Raw genomic sequence first — 20,702 nt, forward strand, 5'->3', positions numbered from 1 at the left:
TCAGGCCTTCTTGAGGCGCGGATCGAGCAGCACATAGCTGAGATCGACCACGAAATTTGATATGAGCATCGCGGCGGTCATGATCAGGAGCTGGCCCTGGATGACCGGATAATCGCGCGCGATGATCGCCTGGTAGAGCGTGTTGCCGAGGCCGGGATAGTTGAACACCACCTCGGTGACGAGCGAACCGCCCAGGATCGTGCCGATGGCGATGGCAAGGCTCGATACCGTGGGCAGCAGCGCGTTGCGCGCCGCATACCAGAGCATGACATTGTTGTCGGAGAGCCCCTTGGCGCGGGCCATGACGATATAGTCTTCGCCAAGCAAGTTGATCATGTTGTTGCGCATGGTCACGCCGAAGCCGCCGGTGAGCACGAAGACCAGCGTCAGCATGGGCAGTGTGCCGTGATAGAGCACGCTCGAAATATAGGTCCAGTTCCAGGCGGGATCGATCAGCGGGTTTGCGGCATAGCCGTTGGGAAACCAGCGCAGCGTATAGCCAAAGATGAAGAGCATGATCAGCGAAACGACCACGGCCGGCACCGAGCTCGAAAAGATCGCGCCGAGCGAAATGACGGAGTCGACGAGCCGTCCGCGGCGCCAGGCGGCAAAAATGCCGAGGAAACTGCCAAGGGTGAAGCTGATGATGGTGGCAATGCCCATGAGCCCGAGCGTCCAGAGCAGCGCGCGACCCAAAAGCTCGGTGACAGGCAGCGGGAAATACTTGATCGAACGGCCGAGATCGCCGGTGAACACACTCTGCAGATAGGCAAAATACTGCTCGTGGAGCGGCGCGTCGATAAAACCAAAGGTCAGCTTCAGCGCATTGAGATTTTCGAGCGATAGCTCGGCGCCAGCGCTTGCGAACATGATCTCGATGGGATCACCGGGCATCAGGCGCGGCAGAAAGAAATTGATGGTCGCAGCAACCAGAAATGCTGCGAGATAGAACGCCAATCGCCGCAACAAGAAGGCCATGCTGTGGTGTTCCTTTCTGGCCGCTGTGTCGACCGGGCACTGACGAAGTTCCTCCCCGATCGCGGGAAGGATTGGGGTGGGTCAGCGCCTCAACGCCGCCCCGCCCCAAAAGATGAGATGAGAAAGCCGAAAACCTTACTGGGCGACCGGTTCGAGATCGAGCAGTTGCAACAGACGCGCAGGGTTCGTCACCGAGACGGCCGGCGCATATTTCGGATCTTCAGCACTGGCCCAACCGGTCCAACGGGTCGTGTTGTACTGGAAGAAGGACGGGCTGTTGTAGAGCGGGATGATCGGCAGGGCCTCGGCGATGAGAAGCTGGACCTGATCCATGATCGCCTTCTGCTCAGCCGGATCCTTGATTGTCGTATATTTCTTGAGAAGCTCGACCACTTCGGCATTTTCCCAATGCGGCGCGGTAAAGCGGCTCTTGCCGAAATCAGCAGGGTTAAACGAGCGGATATAGGGCAGATAGGGGTTCGATGCCGCCGCCAGCGAGTTGAGCGTCAACTCGAAATTGCCCGCGATCAGGTCGGACGTCCAAACAGCTGCTTCCGGGGTCGAGAGCGACACGTTGATGCCCGCTTCCTGGAACGTTTCCAAGGCGATCTGCACCGCGTCGATCCAGTCGGTCCAGCCATTGGGCACCTTGAAATCGAGTTCGAGCGGCGTGCCATCGGGATTGTCGCGGAAACCGTCGCCATCGGCATCGACATAACCGGCTTCATCAAGCACCGCCATGCCGGCTTCGAGGTCGAACTTGCCATATTGGCCGAACTGCGTTTCGACTTCCGGATTGGCGAAGGCAGCATAGAGCTCGCCGAGACCCGAGGGGTCTTCGTTGAGGAGCGGATAGCCATAGCCTGCAATGTCGACGATCGCTTGGCGATCGACCAGCATACTGAGGGCGCGGCGGAAGCTCACATCGTTGAAGGCCTTGCGCGCGTTTTCGTCCGGCGAAACCTGCGACATCTGCATCGACACGAGGCTCGAGGGCGTGAACCAGTATTTGTGGTGCTCGGGATCCTTCGCGACGAAGGTGTTATCGATGTCGGGAATGAAGCTCGTACCCCAATCGAGACTGCCGTCGGCCAAAGCGGCGAGCACCTGCGGATTATCCGCAAGCTGCGGCATGCGGAGGCAATCGACGGCCAGATTGTCGGCGTCCCAATAGTTTGGATTGCGGCACTGCTCGTAGACCTGCGGGGTGAAGCGGGTGATCTCCGTCATCGGGCCCGAGCCAACCGGGTTTTCATTGGCGAAGGTGACCGGATCAGCCACTTCGGACCAGATGTGCTCAGGCACGATCGGCATGCCCACAATGGTATTGGCAATGAGCGAATTGGCTTCGGTCAGATTGAAGCGCACGGTGCGATCGTCGACCTTTTCGACCGATGCGATCTGCGGCGTGATCGAGATGAAGTCGAGCGCCGGGAATTTCTTGATGTAGTCGTAGGTAAAGAGCACGTCGTCGGCGGTGAAATCCTCGCCGTCGGACCATTTCAGGCCATCGCGCAGCGTGAACGTGATCGACATCAGATCGTCGGCCAGCTCAAAACTTTCGGCAAGCCGGTAGTTCGGTTCGTTGCCCTGCAGGCGGTTGAAAACGACCAGCGGCTCGTACAGGAAATCCTGGGTCGTGTAGCGCGCCGACGTCTGGCTGAACGGGTTGAAATTGCGAACGAAGGTCGTGACCTGTTCGGACGCCAGGGTAAGCACCTTGCCGCTATCCTGCGCATAGACCGGTGTTGCCAGGGCAAGCACGGCCAATGATGTCGTCGCAATAAAACTCAATTTACGCATCGGGGTCTCTCCTTGCTCAGCAACGCCGCCTCAGGCGAAGCCGTTCTCCTCGAAAATTTTCTCCACCTCGGCGTGGAGGGCTTTGGTGTCGGCGCGCCGGTTGCCGAGCCGCTGTTCCGCACGGGCGACACGCGCCGAGGTGGCATGCGACATGACACGGGCGGCTTTGGCGGCAGCTTCGCTCGCCGCAAGATCGCCTTGGCTGTGGAGGGCGATATCGTAACCGGCATCGAGCGCCGCGCGGACGCGATCGGACCAACTGCCCGAAAGAGCATCCATGGTCAGGCAATCGGTGATCAGCACGCCGTCATAGTTGAGCACTGTGCGAATGAGGTTGCACACGCGCGGCGAGATCGAGGCCGGCAAATCTGGATCGATCTTTGAAAAGATCAGATGCGCGACCATGGCCCAGGGGCTGTCCTTGAGCCGGATGAAGGGCAGGAAATCGCTGTCCATCATTTCGTCGACGCTCGCGTGGACCACGGGCAGATCGTGGTGCGGGTCGACATCGACGCGGCCATAACCGGGTATGTGCTTGATGATGGGCATGGAGCCCACTTCGAGCAAAGCGTCGACCACAACGCGGCCGAGTTCGGCAACCAGCTTGGGATCGGCGCTGAAAGAGCGGGACGAAATGATGTCATGCGTGCCGGCGCGCGCGAGATCGACAACCGGCGTCGCGCCGCTGCCGATCCCGAGTTCGGTCATCATCGACCCCATCGCGAGAGTGGACTGCCTTAGCGCATGTTTGGCAAGGTCCAGATCCTTCTTGGCCAGAGCGCCGAAGTGACCGATGGGGCGGAAGAGCGGCCAATTGCCGTTGTCGAGCCGCTGCACGCGGCCACCTTCCTGATCGATATAAACAGGCGCATCTTCCCGGCCGACGGCGTCCCGGAACTGACCGACGAGGCGCCGGATTTGCTCGGGATTATCGAGATTGCGCTTGAAGAGAAAAAGGCCAAAGGGATTGGCGTCACGAAAGAACCCGACTTCCGAAGCCGAGAGCTCAAGCCCGGGCATACCAACGAAAAGGGCGAGTGGTGTCGACATTTTCAGCAACCTCACCCAGCCGCGCGCGGCAATTGCTGCGCGGCGGCCCGGCGCAGGAAGCCGTCGGCATGAACGAGCGCTGCCTCACCCTCTGCCGCGTTCATTCCCGTGAGCGCCATGAGGATGGCAAGCTTGACGTTGTTCTTGGCGGATTTGAGGAATTGTTCGGCTGCCTCGCTTGAACAATCGGTGGCATCGATGAGGATGCGGCTGGCGCGGGCGAGCAGCTTTTCATTGCTGACCGACAGGTCGACCATCAGGTTTTCGTAGGATTTGCCGATGCGGATCATGCTAGCCGTGGTCAGCATGTTGAGCACCAGCTTTTGCGCCGTGCCTGACTTTAGCCGGGTCGAGCCAGTCAGGGCCTCAGGACCGACGACGGGCGAGATCGCGATATCGGCCATCGCCGCGATCACTGAATCCGGATTGCACGATAGCGCCACCGTGACCGCGCCGACCCGCTTGGCATAGTCGAGACCGCCGATGACATAGGGTGTGCGACCGCTGACGGCGATGCCGACGACCACGTCCCGTTTGGTCACACCGATTTTTTCAAGATCGCGCCGCCCCTCGTCGCGCGAGTCTTCTGCGCCTTCGATCGGGTAACGGAGGGCTCGATCGCCGCCGGCGATCAGTCCGATAACCATGCCTTCGGGCACGCCAAAGGTTGGGGGACATTCGGAGGCATCGAGAACGCCGAGGCGCCCGCTGGTGCCGGCGCCCATATAGATGAGACGCCCGCCATGGCGGAATGCCTCGACCACATGATCGACGGTGGCGGCAACCTGCGGCAGCACCTTTTGCACGGCGTCGGCTACATGATGGTCCTCGCGATTCATCGCGCCGACGATCTCGATCGAGCTCATCAGATCGATCTGCATCGTCTCGGGATTGCGCGCCTCGGAAACGAGCTGTTCCAGCTCAGCCATCAGCGTGGTTCTTGCCATGTGCACAATGCTCTCGTTCACCGGCAAGGCTAGAAGCGATTATTCCGACTGTCAATTCCATGTGGAATATTGTATTCCATCAATGGATTGTTCCACAGGCTGGCAGCGCGATAAGCCGCTGCAATGCCAGTTGCATTTTGAAACGTCTCGGCTTTAGTCCTCCCCGGCGGGGACCAGGGTCGGCGCCGGTTCGAGGGAAGTCGCATGTCTGTTCTCAAAGTGTTGAGCGCCCAACTCGACAGCATGACCCAGGCCGATCGGCAGATCGCGCAGTTCATCATCGAAAACCCCGAAAAGATGCTGACGCTCTCCTCCGCAGCGCTGGCGGAAGCGACGGGGCGCAGTCAATCGAGCGTCGTCAAGTTTAGCCAGAAACTTGGCTATGGCGGCTATCAGCAGCTCAAGCTTGCTGTGAACAAAGCCAAGGCCATGGAGTGGCACACGCCGGGTGGCGTCATCCACGGCACGATCGAGGCGGCCGACAGCTACGTCACCATTTTGCAGAAGCTGATCGGCTCGAAACTGCTTTCGATGCGCGAAACGCTGGCGGCCAACAACGAGAAAACCATCGATTCCGCACATGAAGCCCTGGTCAGCGCCCGAAAGATCCAGCTTGCCGGGGTCGGCGCATCCTCTCTGGTTGCCAAGGATTTTTCCTATAAACTGCTGAAATTAGGCCGGATCGCGCTGATCGACAGCGATAGCCATATTCAGATTTCCAATGCTTCGGCGCTGAATGAAGCGGATGTCTTGCTGGCGCTCTCTTATTCCGGCCGCAGCATGGAAACCCTGCGCATTGCCGAGATTGCCAAGCAACGCGGCGCGAAAGTCATTTCCATGACAGGGCTGCAGCCCAATCCCCTGCTCGACCTTGCCGACATTCATCTCTTCACCGTCGCCGACGAAGAACGCGTCCGCTCTTCCGCCATCACCTCGCGTGACGCGCAGCTCATGCTGATGGACATGCTGTTCATCCTGATGGTGCGGCAGCAGACCGACGCTCACGACTTCATCCATAATTCCGAAAACGCGGTCACCGTGCTCAAGGTCCGCTGACGGTTACGCTTCTGTAATCGGATATTCTTGACACGATCGATTTTAGGAATTTAGTATTCCTCCCGACAGATCAGCAATGATCCTGTCAAGGATCTGCGTGGGGCGGATCGGGATGGAGAGAATACGTGGCCCAGCTGTCGCTTCGTGGCATCAAGAAGCGTTTTCGCGATACCGAAGTGCTGCATGGCATCGATCTCGAGATCGGCGACCGCGAATTCGTCGTTTTTGTCGGCCCCTCGGGATGCGGCAAGTCCACGCTGCTGCGCCTGATCGCCGGCCTCGATCCCATCAGCGACGGCGAGTTCGTTCTCAACGGCCACCGCATGAACGATGTCGCCCCGTCCCGGCGCGGTATCGCCATGGTGTTCCAGTCCTACGCGCTCTATCCGCATATGGACGTTTACGAAAACATGGCTTTTGGCGCCCGCCTCATGGGCCTCGACAAGCCCGAGGTCGAGCGCCGCATCGCCGAAGCGGCGCAGATGCTGCGGCTCGAGGCGCTCCTCAAGCGCAAGCCGCGCGAACTTTCCGGCGGCCAGCGCCAGCGCGTCGCCATCGGCCGCGCCTTGGTGCGCAAGCCCGACGTGTTTCTCCTCGATGAGCCGCTGTCCAATCTCGATGCGGCGCTCCGCTCCGAAGTGCGGCTCGAAATCGCCAAGCTCCATCGCGAGATCGGCGGCACCATGATCTATGTGACGCATGATCAGGTGGAGGCCATGACCCTCGCCGACAAGATCGTCGTCATGAACAATGGCCGGATCGAACAGGTCGGCTCTCCCCGCGAACTCTACGAGACGCCCGCCAACACTTTTGTCGCGACCTTTATCGGCTCGCCGCGCATGGCCCTGGTGGATGTGACGCGCGATGGCGACCGGCTGGTCCTTGCAAATGGCGGCTCGATTTTGGTCGGCAACATGTCTGGCCCTGAAACCCTGAAGCTAGGGCTGCGGCCCGACACGGTCCAACTTGTTCGAGGCGCCAGCGCCGAAGGCTTTGCCGGTCGCGTCGAATATACCGAATATCTCGGCGACAACGCCTATGTCTATGTGCGGCTCGCCGATGGCAAACTGCTGTCGGCCCGCACCGCCCCCAATGATCTTTATGCGCCCGACGAGGCCGTGACTGTCACGGTCGCGCCTGGGCCCGCGCATTATTTTTCTGCCGAGGATGGCCGACGGCTGACACCCTGATCCGGTTCGCCTGAGACATCTGCAAGACGTTTTCAAGGGAAGGGAATACAGATGAAAACCATAGTGCGTGCCGGAACTCTACTCAGCGCCTTGCTCATTGCCGCCCCCGCCTTCGCCCAGGACCTGACATTCTGGAGCTGGCGCCAGGAAGACCGCGCTGCTTACGAGCAGTTCATCGACACATTCGAAGCGGCCAATCCGGGCATCACGGTCAAGTTCGAAACGTTCGAGGCGACCAATTACAACACGATCCTTTCGACCGCCCTTGCGGGTGGAACGGGTCCGGACGTGATGATGGTGCGCGCCTATGGCGGGCTCGAAAACGTCGCCGTCGCTGGCTATCTCGAAGAGCTGACGACTGAAAGCGTCCCGGCCCTTGCCAATTTCGCCGAACCGGCACTTGCCGCCGAAAGCGTGCGGGCCGACGGCAAGATCTACGCTGTCCCATTCGCCAGCCAGACCCAGCTCGTCATCTACAATTCCAAGATCTTCGCTGATAACGGCATCGAAGAGCCCCAGACCTGGGACGACCTGATGGCTGCGAGCCAGAAGCTCAAGGACGCCGGCATCATCCCCTTTGCCAATGGGACCGCCACCGCCTGGCAGAATGAAACCGTGACCTTCGGGCTCGGTTCCTCGCTCATGGGCAAGGCCTTTTACGACGAGCTGATGGCCGGCACCGCGGACTTCACCGATGCCCGCTTCACTTCAGCTCTCGCCTCGGTCAACGAACTGGCGCAGGACTATTTCCCCGATGGCTTCATCGGCCTCGACTACCCCTCGGCCCAGCAACTCTTTTCGTCTGGCATGGCCGCCATGTTCGTTGGCGGCTCCTATGAGCTGGCAACCTTCAAGACACAGAACCGGGATATCGAAATGGGCGTCTTCGCCGCCCCCGGCAAGACTGCGGAGGACGCCAAGCTCGTCGGCCTCTATTTCGATGGTGGCTATGCAGTCAACGCCGCCTCGCCCAACAAGGAAGCGGCGATCACCTTCGTCAATTATCTGGCAAGCCCGGAATTCGGCCAGGCCTTTGCCAATACGCTCAACAACATCTCGACCATTCCGGGCGTCACCTTCGACAACCCGCTGCTGGCCGAAGTCAACGACCTCAACAAGTCCTCGATCCCCTACCTGATGCTCGCCCATTTCCGTTATGGCGAACCATCGGGCTCGGTGCTGATACAAGGTGAGATGCAGAAGCTGTTCTCGGGTGAAACCACGCCCGAAGCCATCGGCGAAGCGCTGACCACCGGACTTGCTGCCTGGTACGAGCCCTTCAAGAAATAAGGCGGCCCTCCCTCCGCCTCGGGGGTGGCCATAAGGTCACCCCCAATCCTACCTCAGCGAGCCTTTGATGCCCCAATTTCGGATGACCGGCCGCGGACTTTGGATCACGGCACTGATCGTGCCGCCGCTGTGCTTCGTGGCGCTTTTCATCGTTTATCCGATCATCTCGGCCTTTGCTTATGCCTTCTTCGACTGGCAGGGATTGAAGCGCCTCGACTTCGTCGGCCTCGAGAATTTTCATACGGTGCTGTTCGTCGAGCCCTATCGCAGCTGGACGCTCAACGCCTTCAAGAACAATATCATCGTCTTCTTCGCGCTCATGGTGCTGCAGAACGGGCTCGGCTTCATCCTCGCCTATGCGCTCTGGCGCGAACTGCCCGGCGCGCGCTTCCACCGCATCGCCGTATTTCTGCCGGTGGTGCTCTCGACGATCATCGTCGCCTATCTCTTCAAGCTCTTTTATCACCCGCTCTTTGGCCTGGTGAATATCAGCCTCAAAAGCATTGGCCTCAGCGAATGGGCCCAGCCCTGGCTCGGCCAATCCGGCACCGCCCTCTGGAGCATCATCGCAGCGCAGGCCTGGCACATGGTCGGCTTCCCGACCCTGGTGTTCCTCGCCGGCATGCAGCGGATTCCCAGCGAAATTCTCGATGCCGTGCGCATGGAAACCGAGAGCGAATGGGTCAAGATCACCAAGATCGTCTGGCCGCTGGTCGCCCCGAGCGCCACGATCGTGTTCACGCTGCTCTTCGTCGGCGCCTTCAACTGGTTTGAGCTGCCCTATATCATGGGCGGCCTCGATGGCTCGCCGTTCGGTTCGACCGACGTGCTGGGGCTCTATTTTTACCGCACTGCCTTTGGCAATGTCTCTTCCGGCCAACAAGACTTCGGCCTGGGTTCTGCGCTGGCCGTCCTCATCTTCATCTTCATCGCGGCCATTGCCGCTGTCATCACCACCCGCCTGCGCGCCCGGGAAATTCAGCTATGAGCGTGACGACGACCAACTACTATGATCGCAAGGGCATTCTCGGCACGCTTGGCCGCGATGGCCTTTTGCAGATCATCCTTATCGCCAACACCATCCTGATGCTGGCGCCGATCGTCATCATGGTGTTCTCGGCCTTCAAGACCACACCGCAGATTTTTCAGTCGCCGTTTGGCATTCCCGATTTCACCCAGGTCCAGAACTTCATCAAGATCTGGTCGGAAACCAACTTCCTGCGCTACCTGCTCAATTCCTTCGTGGTTACCGGCGCATCGATGGTGCTGATCCTGACGCTAGGCACCATGGCCGCCTATGCCATCGGCCGCTATGCCTTTACCGGCGCCAACTTCATCCTGATGTTTTTCCTGGCCGGGCTAACCCTGCCGTTAAAACTCGCCATCATCCCGCTCTTCATGCTGATGCGAGACCTGTCGATCCTCAATAATCAACTGAGCCTCATCTTCGTCTATACCGCCATGGGCCTGCCCTCGACGGTCTTCATCATGACCGGCTTCATCCGCACCCTGCCCAATGAACTTGAGGACGCCGCTCGCATGGACGGCGCTTCGGAAGCGCGCATCATGTGGTCGATCATGCTGCCGCTGGTGCGCCCGGCTATGGTCATCGCCGGTATCCAGAATATCGTGCCGATCTGGAACGACTTCTTTTTCCCCTTGGTCTTTATCCAGAACGACAGTTTGAAAACCCTGCCCCAAGGCCTCACCACGTTCATGGGCGAATACACGACCGACTGGGGCGTGCTGTTCTCGGGCCTAACGCTTTCGGCCGCGCCGATCATCATCATCTACATCGTCCTGTCCCGCCAGTTCATTGCGGGCATGACATCGGGCGCCATCAAATGATGCTGCAGAAGGGACTGGTCGTCTCCTGCCAGGCGCGTGCGGACAATCCCCTGCATGGGGCTCAATTCATGGGCGCTATGGCGCTTGCCGCACGCGATGGTGGCGCTGTCGCCATCCGTGCCAATGGTCCGGACGACATTGCGGTGGTCACCAAAGCCGGCCTGCCTGTGATCGGGATACACAAGGTCTTCTCGGAACATCACCCGGTCTACATCACGCCCGATTTTCAAACCGCAGCCGCTATTGTCGAAGCCGGAGCCAATATTGTTGCACTCGATTGCACTGAGCGGCCACGCGATGGCGAGCATCCGAGCGTCATGATCCGTCGCATCAAGGCGGAGCTGGGCGCTGAGGTCTTTGCCGATATTTCGACGGTGGAAGAAGGACTGAAAGCCGCTGACTGGGGCGCCGATTACGTCGCCACCACGCTTTCCGGCTATACCGAGGCCACCATGCCCAAACCAAGCGAACCGGACCTAAGATTGCTGGAAAATCTTGCTGCGCGCCTCACGGTGCCAGTTGTGGCCGAGGGTCGCTACAATACGCCCGATCTCGTGCGCCAGGCCTTTTCGGCGGGCGCGCATGCGGTGGTTGTTGGCACCATGATCACAAATCCCCGGGAAATCACGCGCAGTTTCGTGCAGCAGGGCGTGCCACGGTGAGAGAGACCTATCTCGGCCTTGATGTCGGCGGCACGGCAAGCCGATGGGTGGCCTGCGATAAGGCTGGGCAGGTGGTTGCGCGCGGCAGCGTCAATGGCGCCACCGCCCATGTTTTCAATCCGGCCGAGCGAGAGCGCCTCGGCACAGCCTTGGCGGAGGTCGGAAACGCGCTCGCCGCTGAAAACCTTCAGCCGATCGGGCTCGTGGGGGGCCTAACCGGCTTTGGAGCGGTCGCCACAGGGGAAGTCCAAGGCCTCATCAATCACGCGCTTGGGCTGAGGCCGGAGCAAATCCTCCTGACCGACGACATCGTCCTTGCCTTTGCGGCGCATTTCCAGCCGGGGCAAGGGCATCTGGTGTCCGCCGGAACCGGGTCTATCGGCGTTCACGTCGCGGCCGATGGCAGCATGACGCGGGTCGGCGGCAGAGGCATCCTCATCGATGATGCCGGCTCTGGCAGTTGGATTGCCCTGCATGCCCTCGACATCATCTACCGGACCCTTGATCGCACCGGTTCGTTTGCCGAGGTTCAAGCCTTGGCAGACGCGCTCTTTGCTCTGGTCGAGGGCATCGAATGGCATCATGTCCGCAAATATGTCTATGGCGGCGATCGTGGCCGCGTTGGCGCGCTGGCTGTCGGCGTGGCCCAGGCAGCGGAAGCTGGCGACGCGACGGCCCTCGCTATCCTCACGCAGGCTGGCGCCCATCTGGCGGAACTGGCTCAGGCCCTGCAAACCAGGGTTGGAGAACGGCCCGTCGCCTTCATCGGCGGTGTCTTAAAGCTTCACCCAGCGATCGGCGCTGAAATCAGAAAGCAGTTGGCCGGCATCACGGTCTCGGAACCAGCCACGGACACCGCTCTCGCTGCCGCACAACTCCAAAGTAACGAGACCGGGCGTCTTTGGCGGCCCATCCTCTCGCACAACGCCTGAGCATTGCGCGAGAGAGATTTGGACGGCTACTGGCAGCGATGAGTTTTGTCTCGCTGCCTCACCGGGAAGCCATTATTATCAGGCGAACAGAATATCCCGGATATGCGTCCAGCTTTCCGCATCGGTCGCGGTGAGCAAGAAGCCCTTGTTCTGAGCCGCGCTGTACGGTTCGCCACTTACGAACGCAGCATGGCCGCCCGCTTCGGCGTGGATCAGCACGCCGGCCGCGTGATCCCAGGGCATGACGCTCGCATTGAGGCAGAAGCTCATCGCCCCGGTCGCGAGCATGCGATATTCCCAGGCCGAGCAGCCCCATGTCGTGGTGCGTGAGAAGCGCAGGACGCGCTGCGCAAGCTCTAGCTGTAGTTCAGGCGCGAACATATGGAGCGGCACGAAACCGTTTAGGTCCGAAACGGGTCGGGGCTTGGCCACCGAAAGGCGGCTCGCCGCACCATCGGCGGCAACATGCCAGGCGCCCTGCCCCGGCCGGGCGACGATGAAATCGCCCAGCACCGGATAGTGGATGATGCCGGCAATGGTTTTACCTTCCTCGACAATGGCAAGGATCGACCCGAATGTTGGCGCGCCATGGGCAAAGTTCCAAGTACCATCGACAGGGTCGATAATGGCGACCAGCCCCGAGGCACCAATACCTTCAAGGACGGACCTATCCTCGGACACCGCCTCTTCACCCACGACCACGACGCCCGGGAGCCGCTCCACGAGCAGCCGGTTCAGGGCATGTTCTGCGGAAATATCGGCATCGGTCACCAAGTCATCGGGCGCTGTTTTGGCGCGCATGCTATCTGAGGTAATCGCCTGAAATCGGGGCAAAATCTCTTGTTCCGCCACCGTCCGCATGTCGGCCATCAGGGTTTTGAGCAGATCATCGCTGATTTCGGTCATGCACGTTTCTCGATGTAAGCTTTCAATGCCGCCGGCTGGTCGGTCTGGATGGCGCTGATACCAGCATCGATCAACCGTCCCCAAATTTTATCAGGGTCAGCCAGTGCGACGGTATCGGTCCACTCCCCGCTACTCGTCATATCGAGCGTGTTCTTCCAAAGCGCCATGCCCGCTGCCTCGAACGCCGCACGATTGCTCTCGATAGTCTCGATGTGATCGAAGCTGATTTCGCTCATGAAGGGTTTGATGCCGGACAGGAGCGCCAGCGTGTCACCGGTTCCGGTCTCGGTAAAGCGCGTCATGGCCAGAAACGGCACGCCGGAAATATCCTGCGCGTTGACCCAGTCGACGTGTTCTTGTGTGGTGACCGTGGTCTTGAGGTCCACATAGTCCGCAGCATTCATATCGCGCGCGCAGGCAGCCACTTCGGAAAATAGGCCTCGATCCTTCAAATCGAGATCGGCAAAGATATGCCCGCGGATGATTTCGAGCGCCTGCTTGAGGGTCGGCACGCGCTGGTCCGTCAGCGCCCGGCCGTCGCCACCATCATCGGCACGAAGCGCGATAGCCTGCAGCTCGGCGATCGTAAAAGTCTCGGCATCGCGATCAATCCCCGCCATGCGCAGCAATGTATCGTCGTGCATGAGGAACAATTCGCCATCAGCGCTCTTGCGCACATCGAGTTCGACGATGTCGACGCCGATCGCGATGGCATTCTCGATCGCCGCGAGGCTGTTTTCCGGCGCACCATGCCAGGCACCGCGATGGGCAACGATGGCGCAACGGCGCGTGGGATCGGCAATATAGTCTATGTAGGCCATTGGTCGTGCTTTCTTGGGAAATATCAGCGGCGCGTGGCGAGATAGGCTTTGAGAGCCGCCGCTTCGTCGGTCTGGATGGCGGAAACGCCTGCATCGAGGAGGCGTCCCCAAACCGCGTCGGGATCCTCGAGTGCCGCGCTGTCGGTCAGCCCGGCGCAGGAAACATCATCGAGCGTATTGACCCAGAGGCTGATCCCCGCCGCCGCAAAGCGATCCCGATGCGCGGCGAGTTGCTCGATGGAATCGAAGTAAATTTCGCAGATCAGCGGCTTGATCCGAAACACCAATTCGGTCTGAAGTTCCGCACCCGGCACATTCAGCCGCGTCTTGGCGATGAACGGGACGCCGTGGGCCATGATGTTGCTATTGATCCAAGCGAAGTCGTCTTCGTCTCGAAGGGCGCTCCAAAAGTCGACCTGCTGATCGACGCCGGCGGCCTGGGCGGCGGCGATGACCTCGGGAATAAGAAGCCGGTCCTTGACGTCGAGATGGATGAAGATGCGATCCCGGGTGAGATCGAAAACATCGCTCAGACGCGCGAGTTTCTGATCGGTCAGCGCATTCCCCGCGCCACCATCGCGATTGCGCAGGTGCAGCGCAGCCAGCTCCGAGGCCGCAAGCTCTTCCACCGCGGCGTCGTGCCCCGTCATCCGCTCTAGACTATCGTCGTGGCAGAGGAACAGCGCGCCGTCGGCGCTACGGCGCACATCGATCTCGACGACGTCATAGCCGCCGGCAATGGCCGCTTCGATCGCCTGGAGACTGTTCTCCGGCGCATCCCGCCAGATGCCGCGATGCGCGATAATGGCGCAATCCCGGCCCGGTCTCGCCATGAAATCCTTGTAGTTCATGCCTGAGCTTTCGTTGGAGACGCGTTGACGATGGCCGACGACGCGGTGAAAAATGGTCGCGTTGCGATCATGACGAGCGCAAATATCGAAACGACGACAGCGCGGCGATAATCAGTGGAAATCGGACGCCGCGACATTTTTGGGAGGGGACGATGCCCAATTGGATCGGCAGCCTGGCGGTAACCTGGCTTCTTGCCGGCACGATCTCCGCCTCGGCGCAAGATGCCACTGCGCCTCTCGGCGACACGGGCATTTACTCAGCGGACCCCAGCGTCATTCACACCGACGACGGCTTTGTGGCCGTCGAATCGCGGCGCGGCGATAGCCTTGTGGTGCGTGTCGCACCGAGCCTTGATACCCTTGCCCAAGCGCGCGGATTGCGGATCTGGTTCGATCGGGACCGGCTCGGCGAAGTCTGGGCGCCGGAGATCGTCTATAAAGACGGGCTCTATCGCGTCTATTTCGCCGCCGGCGTCGGCGAAGCGCATCGGATGTATCGCATCACCTCGACAGAGCCGACATCCGGTTATGGCCCCGCGGAGAAAATCGATCTGCCCGAAGACAAGTGGGCCATCGACGGCATGCCCTTTAGTTTCGACGGAGATGATTTCTTCGTCTGGTCCGGCTGGCAGGGCGATAGCGATGTGCAGCAGGATATCTTCATCGTGAAGCTGCAGGGTGATGACGCGCCTGACGCGTCACGGGCGATCATCTCGTCTCCCGATCAGCCCTGGGAAAATGTTGCGAACGAGACGCCATCGATCAACGAAGGTCCCCAGCCGATCGTGGATCCAGCGGGACAGTTGCACGTGGTCTATTCGGCCAACGGCTCATGGGGTGCGAACTATTGCCTCGCCGATCTGCGATTGCGCGCTGGCGGCGATCCTGTTGTGGCCGAGGATTGGTCGAAGTCGGACGGGTGCCTCTTTGGTGCCAATGCCGAAACGCTGTCCGATACAGGCACCTTAGCCAACGCGGCAAAAGGCGTCGGCCACCATAGCTTCATCACGGATGAGGACGGGACGGGTGGCGAGGGCGTGAAAGAGCCCGTGCCCTTTCTCTATCATGGTGTGCCTGAGGACGAAGAACCGAGCAATTTCTGGTCGGCCCGAAAGTGGTTCTTTGGGCGGTATCAATGGGTCCCTAATGTCGATTACCGTTCCCCCTCGGGTGCCGATCGCGGGTGGAGTCTCCGCTTTTCCGAGTGACGAGGCCATGGCCACCAAAGAGGTAAAGCACTATCCGACCACACCAGACGGGCGATATTTCGTCGTGCGCGGCCGGCTCTGGCGCAAGAGCAATCCCTCACTCAGCGAGACTGACCGCACGCATTGGGTCCAAGAGTTGATGGCCGCACGACGCGCCGTCGGTCTCGCAAAAAATGATGATGCGGCGCGAAAAGCTGCGCGCACTGCGGTCGATGAAGCCAAGGTCGCGCTTGGCGAACGTGGCCCTGTCTGGTGGGACGACGGCGCGCCGGATTACAACCGACACTTCGCACGAAACACGCCCTATGCCGAATGGTACGCTGCGCTCGGAAACTATACCTGACGCTACCACATGCCGCGCATCTTGGCGGCGATGTCGACGACCGCTGGCCGCGCCGGGCCGACGCCTTCGCGGATTGGCGTCACCGGCGGCCATAAGATGTCATCGAAAAATGCGGTCATCGACCTTGGGATGAAGCGGGTGCGTTGCGCATAGAGGTGGCGATCGCCATTCCTCGTCTGCTGGGTCACATAGAAGCGCTGCGGCACGAGCAGATGCAATTCGTCCTTGGCGCGGGTCATGGCGACATAGAGAAGCCGGCGCTCTTCTTCGATCTCATGCGTGGATCCCGTGCCGAGATCGGACGGAATGCAGCCATCGACGACATTGAGAACATGCACCGATTTCCACTCCTGCCCCTTTGCCGAGTGGATGGTCGAGAGAATGAGATAATCCTCGTCGCGCAAGGGCACGCCGGGCTGGTCGCTGGTGGCGTCGGGAGGATCAAGGGTCAGTTCAGTGAGAAACCGGTCGCGGCTCGGATAGCCAGAGGCGATCTGTTCGAGCTGGACGATGTCAGCCGACCGGATAGCTGCATCTTCGTAATTGGCCTCCAGCAGCGGCTCGTACCATTGGCGGATATAAGCCATATCAAGCGGCCAAGAGATTTCGCGCGCCGAAAGCCTCCCGACCACGCTGATGAGATCAAGCCAATGCTGGCCGGCCTTGATAGGCGGCGGAACCTCGGAAAAAGCCCATGCGGGATCGGCATGGGCGGCGATGGCATCAAGGGCTCGGCCAGCCGTTCCCGGCCCGACGCCCGGCATGAGTTGCAGCACACGAAAACCGGCAACCCGATCGCGCGGGTTTTCAACCCATCGCAAAAGCGCCAGCACATCCTTGACGTGGGCCGCATCGAGAAATTTCAACCCGCCGAATTTGACGAACGGAATGTTGCGGCGGGTCAGCTCGATTTCAAGCGGCCCGGAATGGCTCGATGTGCGGAACAGCACGGCCTGTTCCTTGAGTGCAGTGCCTGCCTCGCGCGCCTCCAGAATAGACTTGGCGATATAGCCCACCTGATCGGCCTCATCCTTGACGGTGACGAGGAAAGGCTTGGCCTCGGAGTGCTTCTCGGACCAGAGATTTTTGGTAAAGCGCTCGCTCGCCTGCTCGATCACGGCATTGGCCGCGGCGAGGATCGGTTGGGTGGAGCGGTAGTTGCGATCGAGCGTGACGATCTCGGCGGCCTGCGAAAAGGCGCTCGGAAAGTCGAGGATATTGCGGACGGTCGCGGCGCGGAAAGAATAGATCGATTGTGCATCATCGCCGACCACCGTCATGCCGCGCCCGTCGGGGCGCAAAGCGAGCAGGATCGAGGACTGTAGCCGGTTGGTGTCCTGATATTCATCGACGAGGATATGGTCGAAAAGGCTCGACATCTGCTCGGCAATCATCGGCTCAGCCATGATCCCGGCCCAGTAGAGCAGCAGGTCGTCGTAATCGAGAACGTTCTGCTGCTGCTTGGCTTCGACATAGGCGCTGAAAAGCTGACGCAATTCGGCAGACCACATGGCGCACCAAGGAAAGGCCGATTTCAGAACCTCATCGAGGTCCGCCTGCGCATTGACCACACGCGAATAGATAGCAAGGCAGGTGCCCTTGGTCGGAAACCGCGTTTTGGTCTCGCTGAACTGCAGTTCGTGACGGACGAGGTTCATGAGATCGGCGGAGTCTTCGCGATCATGGATCGTGAAGGCGGGATCGAGACCGATCTGGTGGGCATATTCACGCAGCAGGCGCGCGCCGATCCCGTGAAAAGTCCCGGCCCAGGTCAGGGCATCAGCGACAGCGCCTTCACCAATGCCGAGAACACGACCCGCAATGCGCTCGACACGCCGGGCCATTTCGCTGGCGGCGCGGCGCGAAAAGGTCAGCAACAGAATGCGCCTGGGGTCTGCGCCATTGGCGATGAGATGCGCCACGCGGTGCGCCAGCGTATTGGTCTTGCCCGAGCCAGCGCCGGCAATGACCAGCAGCGGGCCGGGCTTTGCTTCCCCAACCCCATGCACGACAGCCGCCCGCTGATTGGTGTTGAGCGCATCAAGATAGGTGGTGTCGGCAAGCACGAATCGATCCCCGCAATAAGCTGACAGGGGATGATATTCTCTTTTTGTTCGCAAGCTTTCCTTGGGCTCACGCCATCACGATATCGACGTGATCGCAGCAACCGGGCTTGTGCATCCTAGTGGGCAATGGTCCGTTATGGCTTCATGCAACAAGGATCGGTCATGTCCATCAGGAGGATACGCGTCATCGACCTCGAGACATCGGGCGATGCGGCAACGGATGTCTGCGAGATCGGTTGGCAGGATGTGGTCTCGATCGAGGGCGGTCCGTGGCAGGTCAATGACGAGCGTGGCGCGCTTTTCGTCAATCCGGGCCGTCCCATCACCCCTGAGACAATGGCGATACACCATATTCTAGATGCCTTCGTCGCCGATGCGCCTTTCTGGCGCGACATAGCCCCGACGGTTTTGCAGCCCCAGGATGGCGTCATCGCTTTGGCGGCGCATCGCGCGGCTTTCGAGCAGCGCTATTGCACGCCGCGCCTGACGGGTGGCGCGCCGTGGATCTGCACCTGGAAAAGCGCCTTGCGCGTTTGGCCCAAGCTTGAAGGCTTTTCCAACCAGATGCTGCGGTATCAGCGCATGCCCGAGGGCCTCGTGCACGAGATCGGCCTCCCAGCCCACCGCGCCATGCCGGACGCGTATGTGACGGCGCATCACCTGCGCGATATGCTCAATGAAACTTCAGCCGAACAGTTGATTGCCTGGAGCAAGCTGCCGGGCCTTCTGCCACGAGTGCGCTCCGGTCCGGAGCGTGGCAAAGCGTGGGAACAGATTTCGCTCGAAGCACTCGACGAGTTAGCGCGCGACCGCGACATCGACACGCGCTTCAGCGCCGAGCAGGAACTTAAGCGCCGCGGCGAAGCGACGCCGCAAGTGCCAAAGCCCAAAGCACAGCAAAGTCTTTTTTAGGCGGCCACCGTCTTTATCGCGCCCAGTGGTTCAACCCTTGACCCCTGCCGAAAGCATGATGGCTTGCGTCACGCGCTTTTGGAAGATGAGGTAGAGAACAGCCACAGGCAGACCGGCAACGACGGCCGAGGCCATCAACTTCCCATAGACAATGCCATAGGCGTCCTTCACCTGCGTGATGCCCACGGGCACGGTCATCGTCGCCTCGCCGGTCGCGGCAAGGAAAGGCCAGAGGAAGGAATTCCAGGCGCCGATAAAGGTGATGATCGCCAATGCGGCCGTTACGCCCCAGTTCATCGGCAGATAGATCCGGAACAGGATCTTGAGGTGCCCCGCACTATCCATCTGCGCCGCCTCGCGAAATTCCTTCGGCACGCTATCGAAGAACTGCTTATAGACGATGATCACCACCGGCACGATCAGCTGCGGCAGGATGATACCGGCCCAGGTGTTCAACAGCTTGAACTGCGCCATCAGCACGAAGTGGTTCACGATCAGCGCCTGCATGGGCACCATGAAACAGGCCAGGATCAGCACATAGATCACCCGCCGCCCGGGGAAATCCAACTGGCTCAGCGCATAGGCGCAACCGGCCGAGGAGACGATCACCAGCGCGGTGATGATCAGCGAAGTCACCATCGAGTTGATGTACCAGATGCCGATATTGGTGTTGTTCCAGATGTGGATATAGCTGTCGAACACCACCCGATTGGGGATCAGCGAATTGCTCCCCGAAATCACCTCGCCATCGGGTTTGATCGACGTGATCACTGCCCAATAAATTGGGAAGAACGAGGCGAGCGCGACGAGTAGTGTGATGACAGTCAGGGCCAGCCCGATCATGTCGATGGGGCCATCGCCCCGGCTCCGCGCTGAAACCATGGTGTCGCGGTTGGGAATTGCTTCGGCGCTCATTTCTCACCTCGTGCACGCAAGACCTGGTATTGCAGCACCGAGAGGATGATGATCATCCCAAAGAGCAGCATGGCGGCCGTCGCCGCCTCGCCGCCCTTGTTCTGCTGGAAAGCCAGTTTGTAGACATATTGAACCAGCGTGATCGTCGCGTCCTGCCGCCCGCCGATCGAGAACAGGTAGACCTGATCGAAAATCTTGAGCTGCGCGATGAGCTGAATGGTCAGCACCAGCGCCGTCACCGGCCAGATCAGCGGCCATGTAATACGCTGGAACTGCCGCCACCGCCCCGCGCTATCCAGCGCCGCGGCCTCATAGATTTCCGGCGAGATATTTCTCAAGCCGGCGATAAAGAGCAGGATATTGAACCCCATCGTCCACCAGACCGTGACGAAGGCAACGGTGGGCATGAAGAGCGGAATGGTGCGCGTCAGCGAGATCGGCTTGCCGCCATTGAACAGCGCCACCAGCCCCTGCACGAGCCCATATTGCACGTCGATGATCCAGTTCCAGGTGAGGAACACCACCGAAACCGGCAGGATATAGGGCAGGAAAAAGCAGGCGAGCACAAAGCCCTGCACCGGTCCCTTGAGCCGGTTCACCGCCATGGCGATGACGAGGGAAACCAGCGTGCTCGGAATAACCGTCAACACGACGAAATAGGCCGTGTTCCAAAAGGCCGAGTGAAACAGCTTGTGGCTGAGGATTTTCACATAGTTATCCCAGCCCACCCAGTCCCCCGACCCGATCAGCGGCGCCTTGGTAAAACTGAGCATGGCCATCTGGATCGTCGGCCACACAAACAGCCCGCCATAGATGAGCACAAATGGCCCCACCAGTAGCAGCGCCACGAGATATTCCTGCCGTTTATCCCTGAGCATCGCATAGAACTCCCTGCATCCACAACCACCGGCGGACACCTCCCCC

The 20,702-nt window shown here is 60.2% G+C and carries 20 protein-coding genes; 10 read left to right on the forward strand and 10 right to left on the reverse strand.

Annotated features, from left to right (window positions below):
- The 4 genes from ASG47_RS00950 to murQ form a co-directional block, all read right to left on the reverse strand.
- Positions 1 to 978 carry an ABC transporter permease gene (locus ASG47_RS00950; protein ID WP_061906867.1) on the reverse strand — a complete coding sequence of 326 codons (978 nt, stop codon included), beginning with the start codon at positions 976 to 978 and terminating at the stop codon, positions 1 to 3.
- Positions 979 to 1,113: 135 nt separating this feature from the next.
- Positions 1,114 to 2,781 (reverse strand): ABC transporter substrate-binding protein, encoded by a 1,668-nt coding sequence (locus tag ASG47_RS00955; RefSeq protein ID WP_061906868.1) that lies wholly within the window; start codon positions 2,779 to 2,781, stop codon positions 1,114 to 1,116.
- Between the two features lie 30 nt (positions 2,782 to 2,811).
- Positions 2,812 to 3,831 carry a glycoside hydrolase family 3 N-terminal domain-containing protein gene (locus ASG47_RS00960; RefSeq protein ID WP_061906869.1) on the reverse strand — a complete coding sequence of 340 codons (1,020 nt, stop codon included), beginning with the start codon at positions 3,829 to 3,831 and terminating at the stop codon, positions 2,812 to 2,814.
- Positions 3,832 to 3,842: 11 nt separating this feature from the next.
- Positions 3,843 to 4,778 carry an N-acetylmuramic acid 6-phosphate etherase gene (gene murQ, locus ASG47_RS00965; protein ID WP_061906870.1) on the reverse strand — a complete coding sequence of 312 codons (936 nt, stop codon included), beginning with the start codon at positions 4,776 to 4,778 and terminating at the stop codon, positions 3,843 to 3,845.
- Positions 4,779 to 4,982: 204 nt separating this feature from the next.
- On the opposite strand from murQ, the gene ASG47_RS00970 reads away from it, so the two are divergent.
- The 7 genes from ASG47_RS00970 to ASG47_RS01000 all read left to right on the forward strand — a co-directional run bounded on the left by ASG47_RS00970 (position 4,983) and on the right by ASG47_RS01000 (position 11,756).
- On the forward strand, positions 4,983 to 5,834 hold the full coding sequence (locus ASG47_RS00970; RefSeq protein ID WP_061906871.1) for a MurR/RpiR family transcriptional regulator: 852 nt from the start codon (positions 4,983 to 4,985) through the stop codon (positions 5,832 to 5,834).
- A 125-nt stretch (positions 5,835 to 5,959) separates the two neighbouring features.
- Positions 5,960 to 7,024: an ABC transporter ATP-binding protein gene (locus ASG47_RS00975; RefSeq protein ID WP_061906872.1), complete on the forward strand. Its 1,065-nt coding sequence runs from the start codon at positions 5,960 to 5,962 to the stop codon at positions 7,022 to 7,024.
- Between the two features lie 51 nt (positions 7,025 to 7,075).
- The gene (locus tag ASG47_RS00980; protein WP_061906873.1) at positions 7,076 to 8,314 is read left to right on the forward strand and encodes an extracellular solute-binding protein; all 1,239 of its coding nucleotides are present in this window, start codon (positions 7,076 to 7,078) and stop codon (positions 8,312 to 8,314) included.
- A gap of 67 nt (positions 8,315 to 8,381) precedes the next feature.
- Positions 8,382 to 9,302 carry a carbohydrate ABC transporter permease gene (locus ASG47_RS00985; protein ID WP_061906874.1) on the forward strand — a complete coding sequence of 307 codons (921 nt, stop codon included), beginning with the start codon at positions 8,382 to 8,384 and terminating at the stop codon, positions 9,300 to 9,302.
- On the forward strand, positions 9,299 to 10,162 hold the full coding sequence (locus tag ASG47_RS00990; protein WP_061906875.1) for a carbohydrate ABC transporter permease: 864 nt from the start codon (positions 9,299 to 9,301) through the stop codon (positions 10,160 to 10,162). Before ASG47_RS00985 ends, ASG47_RS00990 begins: the two co-directional genes overlap by 4 nt.
- Positions 10,159 to 10,824, forward strand: a complete 666-nt coding sequence (locus ASG47_RS00995; RefSeq protein WP_061906876.1) for an N-acetylmannosamine-6-phosphate 2-epimerase — start codon at positions 10,159 to 10,161, stop codon at positions 10,822 to 10,824. Before ASG47_RS00990 ends, ASG47_RS00995 begins: the two co-directional genes overlap by 4 nt.
- On the forward strand, positions 10,821 to 11,756 hold the full coding sequence (locus tag ASG47_RS01000; protein ID WP_061906877.1) for an N-acetylglucosamine kinase: 936 nt from the start codon (positions 10,821 to 10,823) through the stop codon (positions 11,754 to 11,756). Before ASG47_RS00995 ends, ASG47_RS01000 begins: the two co-directional genes overlap by 4 nt.
- Before the next feature lie 78 nt (positions 11,757 to 11,834).
- Here the strand turns inward: ASG47_RS01000 and ASG47_RS01005 are convergent, their stop codons facing one another.
- From ASG47_RS01005 to ASG47_RS01015, 3 genes are read right to left on the reverse strand one after another with little or no spacing between them, the layout of a single operon-like run.
- Positions 11,835 to 12,662 (reverse strand): inositol monophosphatase family protein, encoded by an 828-nt coding sequence (locus ASG47_RS01005; RefSeq protein WP_061906878.1) that lies wholly within the window; start codon positions 12,660 to 12,662, stop codon positions 11,835 to 11,837.
- Positions 12,659 to 13,483: a glycerophosphodiester phosphodiesterase family protein gene (locus ASG47_RS01010; protein ID WP_061906879.1), complete on the reverse strand. Its 825-nt coding sequence runs from the start codon at positions 13,481 to 13,483 to the stop codon at positions 12,659 to 12,661. Before ASG47_RS01010 ends, ASG47_RS01005 begins: the two co-directional genes overlap by 4 nt.
- A gap of 23 nt (positions 13,484 to 13,506) precedes the next feature.
- Entirely contained in the window at positions 13,507 to 14,334 is an 828-nt protein-coding gene (locus ASG47_RS01015) for a glycerophosphodiester phosphodiesterase family protein (RefSeq protein WP_061906880.1), read from the reverse strand.
- 152 nt (positions 14,335 to 14,486) lie between these two features.
- On the opposite strand from ASG47_RS01015, the gene ASG47_RS01020 reads away from it, so the two are divergent.
- Positions 14,487 to 15,542 (forward strand): family 43 glycosylhydrolase, encoded by a 1,056-nt coding sequence (locus tag ASG47_RS01020; RefSeq protein WP_082511496.1) that lies wholly within the window; start codon positions 14,487 to 14,489, stop codon positions 15,540 to 15,542.
- 7 nt (positions 15,543 to 15,549) lie between these two features.
- Positions 15,550 to 15,885 (forward strand): hypothetical protein, encoded by a 336-nt coding sequence (locus tag ASG47_RS01025; RefSeq protein ID WP_061906881.1) that lies wholly within the window; start codon positions 15,550 to 15,552, stop codon positions 15,883 to 15,885.
- A gap of 2 nt (positions 15,886 to 15,887) precedes the next feature.
- On the opposite strand, the gene ASG47_RS01030 is transcribed toward ASG47_RS01025, so the two are convergent.
- Entirely contained in the window at positions 15,888 to 17,951 is a 2,064-nt protein-coding gene (locus ASG47_RS01030; protein ID WP_061906882.1) for an ATP-dependent helicase, read from the reverse strand.
- A 162-nt stretch (positions 17,952 to 18,113) separates the two neighbouring features.
- Between ASG47_RS01030 and ASG47_RS01035 the strand changes: the two genes are divergently transcribed.
- Positions 18,114 to 18,863, forward strand: a complete 750-nt coding sequence (locus ASG47_RS01035; protein WP_061907257.1) for an exonuclease domain-containing protein — start codon at positions 18,114 to 18,116, stop codon at positions 18,861 to 18,863.
- Positions 18,864 to 18,893: 30 nt separating this feature from the next.
- On the opposite strand, the gene ASG47_RS01040 is transcribed toward ASG47_RS01035, so the two are convergent.
- Positions 18,894 to 19,706: a carbohydrate ABC transporter permease gene (locus tag ASG47_RS01040; RefSeq protein WP_061907258.1), complete on the reverse strand. Its 813-nt coding sequence runs from the start codon at positions 19,704 to 19,706 to the stop codon at positions 18,894 to 18,896.
- Between the two features lie 68 nt (positions 19,707 to 19,774).
- Positions 19,775 to 20,656 carry a carbohydrate ABC transporter permease gene (locus ASG47_RS01045; RefSeq protein ID WP_061906883.1) on the reverse strand — a complete coding sequence of 294 codons (882 nt, stop codon included), beginning with the start codon at positions 20,654 to 20,656 and terminating at the stop codon, positions 19,775 to 19,777.
- Positions 20,657 to 20,702: the final 46 nt, after the last annotated feature.

Source organism: Devosia sp. Leaf420 (assembly GCF_001425445.1).
In the GTDB taxonomy this organism is placed as follows: domain Bacteria; phylum Pseudomonadota; class Alphaproteobacteria; order Rhizobiales; family Devosiaceae; genus Devosia.

Coding starts and splice junctions, on each gene's coding strand:
- ASG47_RS00970 (WP_061906871.1), top strand. CDS start 4,983: ATGTCTGTTCTCAAAGTGTTGAGCGCCCAACTCGACAGCATGACCCAG.
- ASG47_RS00990 (WP_061906875.1), top strand. CDS start 9,299: ATGAGCGTGACGACGACCAACTACTATGATCGCAAGGGCATTCTCGGC.
- ASG47_RS01025 (WP_061906881.1), top strand. CDS start 15,550: ATGGCCACCAAAGAGGTAAAGCACTATCCGACCACACCAGACGGGCGA.
- ASG47_RS00960 (WP_061906869.1), bottom strand. CDS start 3,831: ATGTCGACACCACTCGCCCTTTTCGTTGGTATGCCCGGGCTTGAGCTC.
- ASG47_RS01020 (WP_082511496.1), top strand. CDS start 14,487: ATGCCCAATTGGATCGGCAGCCTGGCGGTAACCTGGCTTCTTGCCGGC.
- ASG47_RS00980 (WP_061906873.1), top strand. CDS start 7,076: ATGAAAACCATAGTGCGTGCCGGAACTCTACTCAGCGCCTTGCTCATT.
- ASG47_RS01010 (WP_061906879.1), bottom strand. CDS start 13,483: ATGGCCTACATAGACTATATTGCCGATCCCACGCGCCGTTGCGCCATC.
- ASG47_RS01015 (WP_061906880.1), bottom strand. CDS start 14,334: ATGAACTACAAGGATTTCATGGCGAGACCGGGCCGGGATTGCGCCATT.
- ASG47_RS01005 (WP_061906878.1), bottom strand. CDS start 12,662: ATGACCGAAATCAGCGATGATCTGCTCAAAACCCTGATGGCCGACATG.
- ASG47_RS00950 (WP_061906867.1), bottom strand. CDS start 978: ATGGCCTTCTTGTTGCGGCGATTGGCGTTCTATCTCGCAGCATTTCTG.
- ASG47_RS00985 (WP_061906874.1), top strand. CDS start 8,382: ATGCCCCAATTTCGGATGACCGGCCGCGGACTTTGGATCACGGCACTG.
- ASG47_RS01045 (WP_061906883.1), bottom strand. CDS start 20,656: ATGCTCAGGGATAAACGGCAGGAATATCTCGTGGCGCTGCTACTGGTG.
- ASG47_RS00955 (WP_061906868.1), bottom strand. CDS start 2,781: ATGCGTAAATTGAGTTTTATTGCGACGACATCATTGGCCGTGCTTGCC.
- ASG47_RS00995 (WP_061906876.1), top strand. CDS start 10,159: ATGATGCTGCAGAAGGGACTGGTCGTCTCCTGCCAGGCGCGTGCGGAC.
- ASG47_RS01040 (WP_061907258.1), bottom strand. CDS start 19,706: ATGATCGGGCTGGCCCTGACTGTCATCACACTACTCGTCGCGCTCGCC.
- murQ (WP_061906870.1), bottom strand. CDS start 4,778: ATGGCAAGAACCACGCTGATGGCTGAGCTGGAACAGCTCGTTTCCGAG.
- ASG47_RS01035 (WP_061907257.1), top strand. CDS start 18,114: ATGTCCATCAGGAGGATACGCGTCATCGACCTCGAGACATCGGGCGAT.